General features: G+C 43.2%; 11 protein-coding genes and 3 rRNA genes. 8 read left to right on the forward strand and 6 right to left on the reverse strand.

Going from position 1 to position 14,859, the window contains the following annotated elements; translation table 11 throughout:
- Positions 1–258: 258 nt before the first annotated feature.
- From ccmE to ccmA, 5 genes are read right to left on the reverse strand one after another with little or no spacing between them, the layout of a single operon-like run.
- Positions 259–753, reverse strand: coding sequence for a cytochrome c maturation protein CcmE (ccmE, locus tag ABIS04_RS00690; RefSeq protein WP_137223871.1), 495 nt, complete (start codon positions 751–753; stop codon positions 259–261).
- Complete coding sequence (gene ccmD, locus ABIS04_RS00695) at positions 737–949, reverse strand: heme exporter protein CcmD (RefSeq protein WP_137223869.1); 213 nt, start codon at positions 947–949, stop codon at positions 737–739. The genes ccmE and ccmD overlap by 17 nt, the downstream gene beginning before the upstream one ends.
- Positions 949–1,695, reverse strand: coding sequence for a heme ABC transporter permease CcmC (gene ccmC, locus ABIS04_RS00700; RefSeq protein ID WP_137223867.1), 747 nt, complete (start codon positions 1,693–1,695; stop codon positions 949–951). Before ccmC ends, ccmD begins: the two co-directional genes overlap by 1 nt.
- Entirely contained in the window at positions 1,695–2,381 is a 687-nt protein-coding gene (gene ccmB, locus ABIS04_RS00705) for a heme exporter protein CcmB (RefSeq protein ID WP_140232974.1), read from the reverse strand. The genes ccmC and ccmB overlap by 1 nt, the downstream gene beginning before the upstream one ends.
- Before the next feature lie 9 nt (positions 2,382–2,390).
- Positions 2,391–3,041: a cytochrome c biogenesis heme-transporting ATPase CcmA gene (gene ccmA, locus ABIS04_RS00710; protein WP_137223863.1), complete on the reverse strand. Its 651-nt coding sequence runs from the start codon at positions 3,039–3,041 to the stop codon at positions 2,391–2,393.
- 325 nt (positions 3,042–3,366) lie between these two features.
- On the opposite strand from ccmA, the gene ABIS04_RS00715 reads away from it, so the two are divergent.
- Positions 3,367–3,660: a cytochrome c5 family protein gene (locus tag ABIS04_RS00715; protein ID WP_137223861.1), complete on the forward strand. Its 294-nt coding sequence runs from the start codon at positions 3,367–3,369 to the stop codon at positions 3,658–3,660.
- 95 nt (positions 3,661–3,755) lie between these two features.
- Here ABIS04_RS00715 and ccmI read toward each other — a convergent pair whose 3' ends face one another.
- Positions 3,756–5,009: a c-type cytochrome biogenesis protein CcmI gene (gene ccmI, locus ABIS04_RS00720; RefSeq protein WP_350432257.1), complete on the reverse strand. Its 1,254-nt coding sequence runs from the start codon at positions 5,007–5,009 to the stop codon at positions 3,756–3,758.
- A 416-nt stretch (positions 5,010–5,425) separates the two neighbouring features.
- On the opposite strand from ccmI, the gene ABIS04_RS00725 reads away from it, so the two are divergent.
- The 7 genes from ABIS04_RS00725 (at position 5,426) to rrf (ending at position 14,789) form a co-directional block, all read left to right on the forward strand.
- Positions 5,426–7,396, forward strand: a complete 1,971-nt coding sequence (locus ABIS04_RS00725; RefSeq protein ID WP_350432258.1) for a heme lyase CcmF/NrfE family subunit — start codon at positions 5,426–5,428, stop codon at positions 7,394–7,396.
- Positions 7,397–7,412: 16 nt separating this feature from the next.
- On the forward strand, positions 7,413–7,967 hold the full coding sequence (locus tag ABIS04_RS00730; protein WP_350432259.1) for a DsbE family thiol:disulfide interchange protein: 555 nt from the start codon (positions 7,413–7,415) through the stop codon (positions 7,965–7,967).
- The gene (nrfF, locus tag ABIS04_RS00735; RefSeq protein WP_350432260.1) at positions 7,967–8,449 is read left to right on the forward strand and encodes a heme lyase NrfEFG subunit NrfF; all 483 of its coding nucleotides are present in this window, start codon (positions 7,967–7,969) and stop codon (positions 8,447–8,449) included. Before ABIS04_RS00730 ends, nrfF begins: the two co-directional genes overlap by 1 nt.
- Positions 8,450–8,466: 17 nt before the next feature.
- The gene (locus ABIS04_RS00740; RefSeq protein ID WP_350432261.1) at positions 8,467–9,048 is read left to right on the forward strand and encodes a TlpA disulfide reductase family protein; all 582 of its coding nucleotides are present in this window, start codon (positions 8,467–8,469) and stop codon (positions 9,046–9,048) included.
- Between the two features lie 557 nt (positions 9,049–9,605).
- A 16S ribosomal RNA gene (locus ABIS04_RS00745) occupies positions 9,606–11,156 on the forward strand.
- Positions 11,157–11,542: 386 nt separating this feature from the next.
- Positions 11,543–14,462, forward strand: a 23S ribosomal RNA gene (locus tag ABIS04_RS00750).
- Between the two features lie 211 nt (positions 14,463–14,673).
- A 5S ribosomal RNA gene (rrf, locus tag ABIS04_RS00755) occupies positions 14,674–14,789 on the forward strand.
- Together the 16S, 23S and 5S rRNA genes form the textbook arrangement of a ribosomal RNA operon.
- Positions 14,790–14,859 lie beyond the last annotated feature (70 nt).

A 14,859-nucleotide genomic window follows, 5' to 3' on the forward strand; every position in this document is an offset into this window, starting at 1 on the left:
GCTTTCAAAATAGAATCACTATTCGCTTCAATCATCTGCCTTGCCTACGCACTTTGAACTCCCGCTGAAAGATCACATATTTAATAGGATTGGTATAAATATACAACCCACATAGTTAATCAAATAAATTCGTTTATCCATTCTTTGACATGTAACTATGGCTCCATTCTTTTGATGCTAAGAGTGTTTTATAGGTATAAAAATGCCAATCATAAGATTGGCATTCGTCATTTTAGATATTTGATTGTCTAAATTTGTCTATTGATACTTGTAACCTTCAGCTTGTTTTTCTGAATATTCCGGCTTTTCATGCTTTTGTCCCATAGCTTCAGCAACTTCGGGTGGCATATAATTTTCATCATGCTTAGCAAGTACTTCTGTTGCTTCTAACTTACCTGACTCTACAAGTACCCCTTGGGCAACAATACCTTGGCCTTCTCTAAATAAGTCAGGCAATAAGTCATCATATGTTACGAACACAGTTCCGCCCGCTGAATCATGTACCGCAAATTCAACATGCAAACTTTCTGGATCTCGTTTCATTGAACCAATAGTTACCATGCCACCAACTCTAAGCCGTTGACCCACCTCAGGCATTACACCTGTATCATTTTTTCCGTGAGTAATTTCATACGGTGTATAGAACAAATTTAAATTTGAATTTAATGCGAACAGCAATAATGAAGCAACTGCTGCGACGCCTCCAATTAATCCAACTGCCAGCGTTAATCTTTTTTTACGTCTTGGATTCACGGTTATTACCTCTTGTTTCTTTCAAGCGTTGTTCGCGGGTTATCTTTTTAGCAATTTCAATCAGAACCTTACGTTTTTGTCTAACGCTAAGAGTGATTAAAACAGCCAAACAGCCAAACGTTACACCATAGGATAGCCAAACATAGAATGCATAACCGCCCATATCAAGAAAATCTTTGAATGAATCAAATTGCATTATTTTGCCTCCTCTACGGTTGCTAAGTCTCTCACCCATGGACGCATTCCATTTCGAGCAAGAATCTCTGTTCTATATCTAATGAGGGTAATCGCCCCGATCATTAGGCCAAATCCAGCCATGTTAATTAATAATGGGTACAACATATCACTCGACATTGTAGATTTTTCAGTAATTTTAATAGTAGATGGTTGATGTAAACTACTCCACCAATCAACAGAGTATTTTATAATAGGGATATTAATTACACCTACAATAGCAAGAATGCCAGAAGCTCTAGCGGCAAGAACTTTATCTTCGAATGATGCATAGAGTGAAATAACACCCAGATATAAAAACAACAATACTAGCTCAGATGTTAGACGTGCGTCCCATACCCACCAAGTACCCCACATCGGTTTTCCCCAAGCAGAGCCCGTGAGTAAAGCGATAAAGGTGATGATGGCACCAACAGGAGCAATTGCCGCAGCAGCCCAATCAGCAGATTTAATTTGCCACACCAAACCAACAAATGAAGCTGATGCCATCGCCATATAAGCTGCCATTGACATAGATGCTGCTGGAACATGGATATAGATTATGCGAAAGCTATCTCCTTGTTGATAATCCATAGGAGCAAACAATAACCCCCATGTTGTCCCTAAACCAATTAACGCGATTGCTAGACAGGCAAACCAAGGCAATAGAGTGCCAGATAATTTGTATGCTCGTTCTGGGTCTGCATATGTATGAAGCCATTTCCACATTAGTTTGTACTCACACGTAAAGAGGCGCCAATTGCGAAAGGTGCCAAGATTAAAGAACCGATCAACATCGCTGCAAGTATCGCAAGCTGACCATTATAAGCCATGTTAAGTCCCGCAGCATCAATTGCACTTGTGGCAAAAATCAGTACAGGTATATATAAAGGTAGAATGAGTAAGCTTAGTAACACTCCTCCTTTTCTGAGTCCAACGGTTAGTGCAACACCTATTGCACCTAGTAATGATAATATGGGTGTACCTAATGCTAGTGTTGACATTAATGCACCGTAACTATTGTCGTCTAAATGTAATAGTACTGCGAGTATTGGTGCAACTAAAATCAACGGAACGCCTGTGAGTATCCAATGCGCAAGTACTTTTGCTAATACCATTAATGCTAATGGTTGTGGGCTCAGAAGCATTTGCTCTAAGCTGCCATCATTGTAATCCGCTTTGAATAATCGCTCTAACGACAACATTGAAGCTAATAACGCCGCTACCCAAATTATCCCTGGTGCTACTCTAGTTAACACTTGAGGTTCTGGTCCAATTCCTAAAGGAAAAAGAGTGACTACCAGAATAAAAAATAACAGTGGGTTAAAAATATCACCACGATGTCGGATTGCAATTCTTAAGTCACGCTGCAAAAGCGTCATGAATGCGTTGGTGTAACTGATTCCTCGTTTCATTCAAATACCTTATACAAAGCGATAGTCGAGAGTGATTTTACGTAATATGGCATCATTAATAATGCCCATATCTTGGTGAGTGGTTAACACCACACACCCTCCCGATTGGGCGTGTTGAATAAAAAGTTGTTCTAGTTCTTCAACACCTTTTTTATCAATCGCGGTAAATGGTTCATCGAGGATCCATATCTTACAGTTACTATGCTGTAACCTTGCTAATGCAGTTCGTCGATGTTGCCCCGCAGATAAGTGGCCCGCAAGAGCTTCTTCAAAACCCGCTAAATTCACTTTCTCTAAAATCTCTGTGGTATCAAAATCATCATAACCACTAATTCTTAAATTGAAATTAAGGTTTTCTTCCGCTGTAAGCTCACTTTTTACTCCAGCTAAATGTCCAAGGTACAAAAGGTCTAGATTAAATTCGTCTCTACATCGATTGATGTTTTCGCCATTATATTCAACTTCACCTGCATATGGGCGTGATAAACCAGCAATAATACGCAATAGACTGGTTTTTCCAGCACCATTAGGACCTTCAATTTGGACAATATCACCGGCATTGATATTAAAACTAAGTTCATCAAATAAAATGCGTTCTTCCCGAATACAGGTTAATTCGTTGGCACTTAATAGTACTTGTGATTGGTTTGATATAGTCACTTATCCCTCTTAATTTACGCGTGAGGATGAATTCAAAAAGATATTAACACAAACACTTTTATCGGTTTAGTGTTGCTACTGATTAAGTGTTAGCAATTTGATATGGTTCCAAAATAATGAATCTAGTTTGAACTTTTTTAACAATTACTAATATATTACCTGAACTACACAGATTGTCTTAATTTAGGGACTAAGCTGAGATTGTTATCACAAAAAGATGAGTTTTTTTGCTATTTGTAGTAACCTAGTGTTGCTAAAATGAGTCTGCCTTCTAAATCAAAGGGCGGCGTTAAGCTTTGTATATTTGCAATTAGGAACGTTAAACATGAAAAAATTGTTAGCAATGACTGCAGTAGCTGCACTAACTTTGTCTGCAAATGTATTTGCTCAAGAAGGTGAAGCTGTATTTAATAAAGCGTGTCAAGTATGTCATACAATGGGTGTGGCCGGTGCGCCTAAAGCTCATGATGCTGCGGCATGGGAACCACGCCTAGCGAAAGGTTTAGATACCTTAGTAGGTTCAGTTAAGTCTGGTTTAAATGCAATGCCACCAGGTGGTATGTGTACTGACTGTACTGATGAAGATTACAAAAACGCAATTCAGTTTATGTCCAAGTAATTTTCAATTAGATCAAAAAACCGGCTTAATAGCCGGTTTTTTTATGGGGAAATATGAGTAATGTTAACCTATAACATCACTCATATTGATCGTTGTTACTGTACTAAGGTATCTAGTATTAGTGCAGCATTTCCACCCACTTTGACAGCTTTAACCATACCTTTTAAATCGCCTGATTGTGGTTTAACGCTGCCATTCTTAGACAATACCGCAATGACTTCTACTTCTTGTGCTGAACTTAGTGTTACATCGCCACCCATTGAGGTACTGTCATCTAGAGTAATCGTCATCGGTAAACTACTTGCACTAATCTTAGTTGCAGCTAATGGTACTTTCGGACCTTGAGTTGAACGAGCGAAAATAAAGACCGTATCGGTATCTGCTACGTTATCAGCTAAATCCGGTGAAATAGATATTTCAATGGCTACAGTTTTTTCATTGTTAGCTATAACAGATTTGTGGTTGGCATCATTAGGCATTGCACTTGAATCTTCACCAAGGCGCATATTAGCAGACTGAATTGCGTTCATTAATGCAGTTCTATCAACATCATCACGGTCACTGTCTAAGATCATTTGCCAAGCATCAATAGCTTTCTTGTAGTTTGCGGTAAAAAATGCATCCATACCTACTAGAAGTAGCGTAGAAGGGTCTTGTGGATCTAACGCTAATGATTGATCAATTAAGCTTTGAATGACAGGTGTCATTTGCTGATTAGCTTTGTAGTATAACGCTGTAGCTTTTGGGCCGAGAAGTTCAGCTTGGGTGCCTACTAACTCCATCACTTTATCAAATGCTGTTATCGCTTTATCGTATTGATTAGCAGAGATGTAAGCATGTCCAAGGCTAAACCAAGCTTGACTATCGTCTGGCTGCGCTTGCACTTTAGCTTCCATCATTTGTACTTGTTGCGACATAATCTGTGCCGCGTCCATTCCTTGATGCGGATTACTTGCTTGTGGCGGGTTGGATAATTCGTTGTAAGCACCAAGTTGTTGATATAAATAACCTGATATAGCTAACAAACAAAGGGTCATAAAAGCAGGCCACAAAGCACTTTTAGGTTTCATTTCGACATCGAGTGAGTCATCACCCTTCTGTTGCATGTCTTGAAGTAAATTTATTTCAAGCTCTTTTTTTAATGCATCGAATTCAACTTGGTCTAAGTGTTCGTTGTGTAATTCTTTTTCAAGTATCGATAGACGTTCTGCATATAGTTCAAGGTTAGTTTGTCTACGAACACCAGACTCTTCGGCTTGTAAAAGCTTGGTCTGGCGAAAATGTGGAACCCAAATCATGATTAGGCCGATAACTACGACAAGCGCAATAAAAATCCAAAATGTGGTCATGGTGTCAATATTCACTTTTAGGTTAACAGAGAAAGCGGGATATACCGCAGTGCTTGGAATCTTGATTATACGTAAAGATTATTCATTGAACAGTAATATAAGAAAGTTATGAATCAAAATCCCGAGAGTTGCGTACTGGTTCACATATTGAATAGTTGACTTATCTGACGGTTAAACTTTACAGCGTTAATTTTGTCAGATAGGTGGTTAAACGTTTTGTTTTGATCAAATCGATGTTCATAATGAGACTAGTGACCCAATTTTGTACGAAAATGGCAGACAGAAGCCATTGCAAGTTTTAGAATGCGTTAAAATTCGTTTAAGCTAATGTGCGTATATTAGTTTCATCGCATCAATTAGTACTGCCGTGATTTGTCTGTTTCAAATCCGCTCATCTTTTAGACTAAGGAATACCCATGATCCCAGAACTTGGACATTTCTCGCTAATTATCGGTTTGGCTTTTGCCCTACTGTTAGCGACCGTACCGTTATATGGTGCCGCTCGTAAAGACCAGTATCTCGTTCGCTATGCTTGGCCACTGACATATGGAATGTTTTTCTTCATTACTTTATCGGTTATCGCTCTCGGATACAGCTTTGCTGTTGATGATTTCTCTGTGGCTTATGTTGCACACCATTCCAACTCTGAATTACCTATATTCTTCAAAATTGCAGCAGTGTGGGGTGGACATGAAGGGTCATTATTATTCTGGGTCTTCGCATTGTCAGTATGGACCGCATCAGTTGCACTATTCAGTAAAGGCTTAGAAGAAGTATTTACTGCTAGGGTATTATCAATACTAGCAATGATTGTCGTCGGTTTTGGTTTGTTTATGATACTTACATCAAGCCCATTCGAACGATTATTCCCTATTCCTATAGAAGGACGTGATTTAAACCCAATGTTGCAAGATGTTGGCTTAATTTTCCATCCGCCGATGCTATATCTAGGATACGTTGGTTTCTCTGTATGTTTCGCTTTTGCAATTGCAGCGCTTATGAGTGGCAGACTTGATTCTGCTTGGGCTCGTTGGAGTCGTCCTTGGACATTAGCTGCCTGGATATTTTTAACTGGTGGTATTTCATTAGGTTCTTGGTGGGCTTATTACGAATTAGGTTGGGGCGGTTGGTGGTTCTGGGACCCAGTTGAAAATGCTTCATTTATGCCTTGGTTAGTCGGTACTGCACTTGTGCACTCGTTAATAGTGACTGAAAAACGCGGTGCATTCCGTAACTGGACTGTATTGCTATCTATTTTCGCATTCTCATTAAGTTTACTTGGTACCTTTATTGTACGTTCGGGCGTGTTAACGTCAGTGCATTCATTCGCTGCTGACCCTAGTCGTGGTTTATTCATCCTATTGTTATTGGGTATTGCTATTGGTGGATCGTTAACACTATTTGCATTCCGTGCCAGTGAAATGAGTAGTCCAGCACGATTTGAACTAAAATCGAAAGAAACCTTGCTGCTGATTTGTAACGTATTACTGACTGTTGCAGCGGGTACCGTATTACTCGGTACACTTTACCCACTACTTATTGATGCATTGGGTATGAGCAAGATTTCGGTTGGCCCTCCATATTTTAATGCCGTATTTGTGCCTATTGTATTAGTCTTATTTGGCTTTATGGGTATTGGTCCAATTATACGTTGGAAGAAATCTAAACCTGGTGAAATCAAAAGACAGTTACTTGTCCCAGCTATCATAGCGTTAGTTGTGGGTGTTGCTGCTCCTTTTGTTGCAGGCGGCGAGTTTAACGCTTGGGTAATGTGTGGTGTCGGTGCGACAACGTGGATAATGCTAGCTACTCTACGTGCAGCTTATAATATGGTGAGTAATAAAGACGGAAGCATCAGTCTTAATAAAATGGGACGCAGCCAATTAGGGATGCTCTTCGCTCACTTTGGTATTGCCGTCTCTGTTTTAGGTGCCACTATGGTGTCTAATTATTCAATCGAAAAAAGCGTACGTATGGGACCTGGTATTAGTCAGGAACTGGCTGGTTATACATTTAAGTATCTAGAAACTAAAAATGTTGTCGGTCCTAACTATACAGCGAAACAAGGTCAGATTGAGGTTTACAAAGATGATGAATTGATCACTTTATTAAAGCCTGACCGTCGTCAATATAACGTACGAACTATGGATATGACCGAAGCGGGTATTGATTGGGGATTATTCCGAGATCTTTATGTCACAATGGGAGACCCGATTAGCTTAACTGAGTTTGCAGTGCGCCTTAATTACAAACCTTTTGTTCGTTGGTTATGGTTTGGCTCAATCTTTATGATGATAGGTGGCTTCCTTGCTGCGTCAGATAAGCGCTATCGAGTCAAGAAAGTTGCTACAGAAGATGCTGTGAAAACAAAATTAGCGACAGCGTAATTAACTCGGAGAGATTATGAAGAAGTTAGTACTGTTTATACCTCTAGCGATTTTTCTAGGTATGGGCATATTTTTATACCAAGGATTATTTCTGAATCCTAAAGTACTTGACTCAGCATTAGAAGGAAAGCCTCTCCCGGCTTTCCAGCTAGAGCGCCTAGAAACACCTGGCGAGCTTGTGACAGAAAAAGATCTACCAGCTAAAGTGTCGATGATAAATTTTTGGGCTACTTGGTGTCCAGCATGTAAATATGAACATCCATATTTATTGATGTTATCAAAACGCAATATATTACCAATCTATGGTATCAATTATCGTGATGAACGAGTCTTGGCTGTTAAAGAATTAAGAACTCAAGGCGATCCATACACAATGAACATTTTTGACAAAGATGGTCGAATGGGTCTGGACCTAGGGGTATATGGCGCACCAGAAACATTCATTGTTGATCATAACGGTATTATTCGTTATCGATACGCAGGACCGATAGATCAGACTGTTTGGACGCAAACTTTGTATCCGATGATCCAGCAGTTACAAGCTGAAGCTAAACTTGATGGGGCATCATAATGAAAATCATCACTAAGTTCTTACTCACTTGCGTGAGTTTGGTGTTTGCTGGATCTGTGATGGCGACACCCGTTGATACTTACGAGTTTAAATCAGAAAGTAATCAAGAAAGGGCGTTATCGCTTTCTAGTGAATTACGCTGTCCGCAATGTCAGAATCAAAACTTGGTAGATTCAAATTCTCCAGTAGCGAAAGATTTACGACTTGAAGTCTATAAGATGGTCGATAATGGACAGACAGATGCTGAAATCATCGACTTTATGACCAGCCGTTATGGTAAATTTGTTTTATATAAACCCAAATTAGATTCTGAGACATACATATTATGGCTTGGTCCATTTGGGTTACTTATATTAGCGTTATTTATAGGGTTTATCTTTGTGCGCAAACAGCGTATCCAAGAATCAGAATCGACAACCTTATCGACTGAACAGCAGGCTGAATTAGATGCGCTTTTAAATAATGACAAGACAGCAAATTAGTCTACGGAGTATTAACCTTGAAACATTGGTTTGCAATTATCTTTAGTAGCTTTCTTCTTATCGGTGTGAATTGTGAAGTGAATGCATACCCAGGTATGCAAGCTGCCGCAGAGCAAACCTCTGATTCAACACTTGAACGGATTAATGTACTGCCACAACCATTTCCTATCGCCCTAATTGATTTTACTAATATCGTTGATGAACCAGTCAACTTTGAACAATATAAAGGAAAAGTGGTAGTTGTAAATATTTGGGCTACATGGTGTCCTCCTTGTGTTAGAGAGCTACCTGCATTACACCGCTTAAATCAAACACTAAACGCTGAACAATTTGCACTAGTACCTATTTCGATTGATGCTAACGCAGCAAATATTGTGCAGCCCTTTCTAGCTGATTTAGGTTTATCTGCTTTTGATTCTTATTTTGATCCACAGCAACATCTGCGTGATGCATTTCCGCTTGATACAATACCTGCGACATTTATTCTAAATGAACAAGGTGAACTGGTGGCCTATGTGCGTTCATATGTTGATTGGGATGATAAAAATGCAATGGCATTTTTGTCACAATTCAGCACAAAGTCTAAAAAAGTACAATAAACAAGCAAATACATGCTTGAAAAGCATAAAAGGATCGTTATTGGTGAAAAGATCGCCAAGCGATCCTTTTTTATTAAAAAAGGGGTTGCACTAAATCTTGTGTTGCCTATAATGCGCATCCACTGACACGGCAGACAGCGCAAGCGGTCACCGGGTTAGGTTGAATTAAGTGCTTCAAAACACTGAGTTCAGCAGCGAAAAGAAAGTTTGAAAAAACACTTGACGCCAACACGGGGAAGCGTAGAATACGCACCCCAAGCCAACGACCTAGCGTCTTAGGCTGCTAACATGAAAGACTTAAACTTCTTCATAGTGAGCAACGCTCTTTAACAATTTAAACAAGAAATCTGTGTGGACATTCACAGGTATTGAGTTATTCGAAATTGTCTTCTGTTCTTCGGAATGTTGGCAATCAAAAAATTTCAACTCAATGCAACGATGAATGTTCAATGCATAGCAATATGTAACAAGCATTTTATAGATTCTTCCGAGTTTATAAGGTGTAAATCAGAATTCATTGAGCCGAAATATTCCTAACCGAATATTTCAAAAAACTTTAATTGAAGAGTTTGATCATGGCTCAGATTGAACGCTGGCGGCAGGCCTAACACATGCAAGTCGAGCGGTAACAGAGAGGAAGCTTGCTTTCTTTGCTGACGAGCGGCGGACGGGTGAGTAATGCCTAGGGATCTGCCCAGTCGAGGGGGATAACAGTTGGAAACGACGACTGCTAATACCGCATACGCCCTACGGGGGAAAGGAGGGGACCTTCGGGCCTTTCGCGATTGGATGAACCTAGGTGGGATTAGCTAGTTGGTGAGGTAATGGCTCACCAAGGCGACGATCCCTAGCTGTTCTGAGAGGATGATCAGCCACACTGGGACTGAGACACGGCCCAGACTCCTACGGGAGGCAGCAGTGGGGAATATTGCACAATGGGGGAAACCCTGATGCAGCCATGCCGCGTGTGTGAAGAAGGCCTTCGGGTTGTAAAGCACTTTCAGTAGGGAGGAAAGGTAGCGTGTTAATAGCACGCTGCTGTGACGTTACCTACAGAAGAAGGACCGGCTAACTTCGTGCCAGCAGCCGCGGTAATACGAGGGGTCCGAGCGTTAATCGGAATTACTGGGCGTAAAGCGTACGCAGGCGGTTCATTAAGCTAGATGTGAAATCCCCGGGCTCAACCTGGGAATTGCATTTAGAACTGGTGAACTAGAGTCTTGTAGTAGAGGGGGGTAGAATTTCAGGTGTAGCGGTGAAATGCGTAGAGATCTGAAGGAATACCGGTGGCGAAGGCGGCCCCCTGGACAAAGACTGACGCTCATGTACGAAAGCGTGGGGAGCAAACAGGATTAGATACCCTGGTAGTCCACGCCGTAAACGATGTCTACTCGGAGTTTGGTGACTTAGTCACTGGGCTCCCAAGCTAACGCATTAAGTAGACCGCCTGGGGAGTACGGCCGCAAGGTTAAAACTCAAATGAATTGACGGGGGCCCGCACAAGCGGTGGAGCATGTGGTTTAATTCGATGCAACGCGAAGAACCTTACCTACTCTTGACATCCACAGAAGCCGGAAGAGATTCTGGTGTGCCTTCGGGAACTGTGAGACAGGTGCTGCATGGCTGTCGTCAGCTCGTGTTGTGAAATGTTGGGTTAAGTCCCGCAACGAGCGCAACCCCTATCCTTATTTGCCAGCACGTAATGGTGGGAACTCTAGGGAGACTGCCGGTGATAAACCGGAGGAAGGTGGGGACGACGTCAAGTCATCATGGCCCTTACGAGTAGGGCTACACACGTGCTACAATGGCGTATACAGAGGGTTGCAAAGCCGCGAGGTGGAGCTAATCTCACAAAGTACGTCGTAGTCCGGATTGGAGTCTGCAACTCGACTCCATGAAGTCGGAATCGCTAGTAATCGTAGATCAGAATGCTACGGTGAATACGTTCCCGGGCCTTGTACACACCGCCCGTCACACCATGGGAGTGGGCTGCAAAAGAAGTGGGTAGTTTAACCTTCGGGAGAACGCTCACCACTTTGTGGTTCATGACTGGGGTGAAGTCGTAACAAGGTAGCCCTAGGGGAACCTGGGGCTGGATCACCTCCTTACCTATACGACTAACTCAATACCTAAAGTGCAGCGATGCATGTGAGTGTTCACACAGATTACTTGTTACCTTCTTCGGAAGGAGAGTGAAACACACCGCGAGCCGGTTAAGTGTTGTTGTTCTTTAACAATTTGGAAAGCTGATAGTACTAACTAAAGGCGCATTGATGACGATTCGTTGTTGTTGATGTGATTACGTTAGTGCGAAAAATAATACTGATGCGAAAGCATCAGTATCTTGAGTTCTCAAAACACTGTTTAAGTGTCTTGAATATTCTAAAAACTAAGGCGAGTCCACTTCCTACCCGGAGGTGAGACAAGTAAAAACCAGCTAGTTGCGATATAACGCAGGTGGTTCACGCGCAAGTGAAACTCATTTGGGTTGTATGGTTAAGTGACTAAGCGTATACGGTGGATGCCTTGGCAGTCAGAGGCGATGAAGGACGTAATAACTTGCGAAAAGCGTTGGCGAGCTAGTAATAAGCATTTGAGCTAACGATATCCGAATGGGGAAACCCAGCAGCATAAGCTGTTATCACTACATGAATACATAGTGTAGTGAGGCAAACCCGGGGAACTGAAACATCTAAGTACCCGGAGGAAAAGAAATCAACCGAGATTCCCCTGTAGCGGCGAGCGAACGGGAAACGGGGATTAGCCCTTAAGTCTATGGGGTGTTAGTGGAATGAGTTGGAAAGCTCAGCGGCACAGGGTGATAGCCCCGTACATGAAAACTAACCATAGATGAAAACGAGTAAGGCGGGACACGTGACATCCTGTTTGAATATGGGGGGACCATCCTCCAAGGCTAAATACTCCTGACTGACCGATAGTGAACCAGTACCGTGAGGGAAAGGCGAAAAGAACCCCTGTGAGGGGAGTGAAATAGAACCTGAAACCGTGTACGTACAAGCAGTGGGAGCGGTTCTTGAGACCGTGACTGCGTACCTTTTGTATAATGGGTCAGCGACTTACGTTTTGTAGCGAGGTTAAGCGAATAGCGGAGCCGTAGGGAAACCGAGTGTTAACTGCGCGTTTAGTTGCAAGGCGTAGACCCGAAACCGAGTGATCTAGCCATGGGCAGGTTGAAGGTTGAGTAACATCAACTGGAGGACCGAACCGACTTATGTTGAAAAAAAAGAGCGATGACTTGTGGCTGGGGGTGAAAGGCCAATCAAACTCGGAGATATCTGGTTCTCCTCGAAAGCTATTTAGGTAGCGCCTCGAGCGAATACCATTGGGGGTAGAGCACTGTTAAGGCTAGGGGGTCATCCCGACTTACCAACCCTTTGCAAACTCCGAATACCAATGAGTACTACTCGGGAGACAGACAGCGGGTGCTAACGTCCGTTGTCAAAAGGGAAACAACCCAGACCGTCAGCTAAGGTCCCAAAGTGTATGTTAAGTGGGAAACGATGTGGGAAGGCTTAGACAGCTAGGATGTTGGCTTAGAAGCAGCCATCATTTAAAGAAAGCGTAATAGCTCACTAGTCGAGTCGGCCTGCGCGGAAGATTTAACGGGGCTAAACATACCACCGAAGCTACGGGTGCATTTCTTAGGAAGTGCGCGGTAGAGGAGCGTTCTGTAAGCGGTTGAAGGTGAAGGGGTAACCCACACTGGACGTATATCAGAAGTGCGAATGCTGACATGAGTAACGATAAAGGGAGTGAAAAACTCCCTCGCCGAAAGACCAAGGGTTCCTGTCCAACGTTAATCGGGGCAGGGTGAGTCGACCCCTAAGGTGAGGCCGAAAGGCGTAATCGATGGGAAACAGATTAATATTTCTGTACTTCTGCTAACTGCGATGGAGAGACGGAGAAGGCTAGGCTAGCGCGGCGTTGGTAGTCCGCGTTTAAGGTAGTAGGCTGTATTCTTAGGCAAATCCGGGAATACGTACTTAAATGTACAGGTTGAGAGCTGATGACGAGTCACTAAGGTGATGAAGTAGTTGATGCCATGCTTCCAGGAAAAAATCTTCTAAGCTTCAGGTTAGTAGAAATCGTACCCCAAACCGACACAGGTGGTCGGGTAGAGAATACCAAGGCGCTTGAGAGAACTCGGCTGAAGGAACTAGGCAAAATGGTACCGTAACTTCGGGAGAAGGTACGCTGCTGTCGGTGATGGGGGACTGCTGCTCCCTAAGCTGACGGCAGTCGCAGATACCAGGTGGCTGCAACTGTTTATCAAAAACACAGTACTGTGCAAAATCGCAAGATGACGTATACGGTATGACGCCTGCCCGGTGCCGGAAGGTTAATTGATTGGGTTATCTTCGGAGAAGCTCATGATCGAAGCCCCGGTAAACGGCGGCCGTAACTATAACGGTCCTAAGGTAGCGAAATTCCTTGTCGGGTAAGTTCCGACCTGCACGAATGGCGTAATGATGGCCACGCTGTCTCCAGCCGAGACTCAGTGAAGTTGAAATTGCGGTGAAGATGCCGTATACCCGCGGCTAGACGGAAAGACCCCGTGAACCTTTACTATAGCTTGGCACTGAACATTGAACCTACATGTGTAGGATAGGTGGGAGACTTTGAAACTTTGACGCTAGTCAGAGTGGAGTCAATCTTGAAATACCACCCTTGTAGTTTTGATGTTCTAACCGCGGCCCCTTATCGGGGTTCGGGACAGTGCCTGGTGGGTAGTTTGACTGGGGCGGTCTCCTCCCAAAGAGTAACGGAGGAGCACGAAGGTTGGCTAAGTACGGTCGGACATCGTACGGTTAGTGCAATGGCATAAGCCAGCTTAACTGCGAGACATACACGTCGAGCAGGTACGAAAGTAGGTCATAGTGATCCGGTGGTTCTGAATGGAAGGGCCATCGCTCAACGGATAAAAGGTACTCCGGGGATAACAGGCTGATACCGCCCAAGAGTTCATATCGACGGCGGTGTTTGGCACCTCGATGTCGGCTCATCACATCCTGGGGCTGAAGTCGGTCCCAAGGGTATGGCTGTTCGCCATTTAAAGTGGTACGCGAGCTGGGTTCAGAACGTCGTGAGACAGTTCGGTCCCTATCTGCCGTGGGCGTTGGATGATTGAAGGAAGCTGCTCCTAGTACGAGAGGACCGGAGTGGACGAACCGCTGGTGTTCGGGTTGTTATGCCAATAGCATTGCCCGGTAGCTACGTTCGGAATCGATAACCGCTGAAAGCATCTAAGCGGGAAGCGAGTCCTAAGATGAGTCATCCCTAGAGCTTTAAGCTCTCTAAAGGGCCGTAGGAGACTACTACGTTGATAGGCAAGGTGTGTAAGCGTTGTGAGGCGTTGAGCTAACTTGTACTAATGACCCGTGAGGCTTAACCATACAACCCAGATGGGTTTTACTGAAAATGTTCCCGACATTTTCTAGCACTTCCTCCTTCCATGGAGGTCGTACTGAAGGGAGCATGACCTTAGTGTTAGAATAGAGCGCTTAGACAGTGTGAGAGACTCAAGTACGCTTTAATAAAGCATAATCAGCTTTTCGAATTATTATTTAATGCATAAAAAAGAATGCGTTAGATAAGCAAAATTTGTCTGGAAACCATAGAGCTGTGGCACCACCTGATCCCATTCCGAACTCAGAAGTGAAACACAGTATCGCCGATGGTAGTGTGGGGTCTCCCCATGTGAGAGTAGGTCATTTCCAGGCGCCTAATAACTCGAAAGAGTAGCTTCAATATGAAGCGAGTCTCCTAGCCATGACATGTTAGCGACTTAAA

Source organism: Shewanella sp. H8 (assembly GCF_040285065.1).
GTDB classification, from domain to species: Bacteria; Pseudomonadota; Gammaproteobacteria; order Enterobacterales; family Shewanellaceae; genus Shewanella; species Shewanella polaris.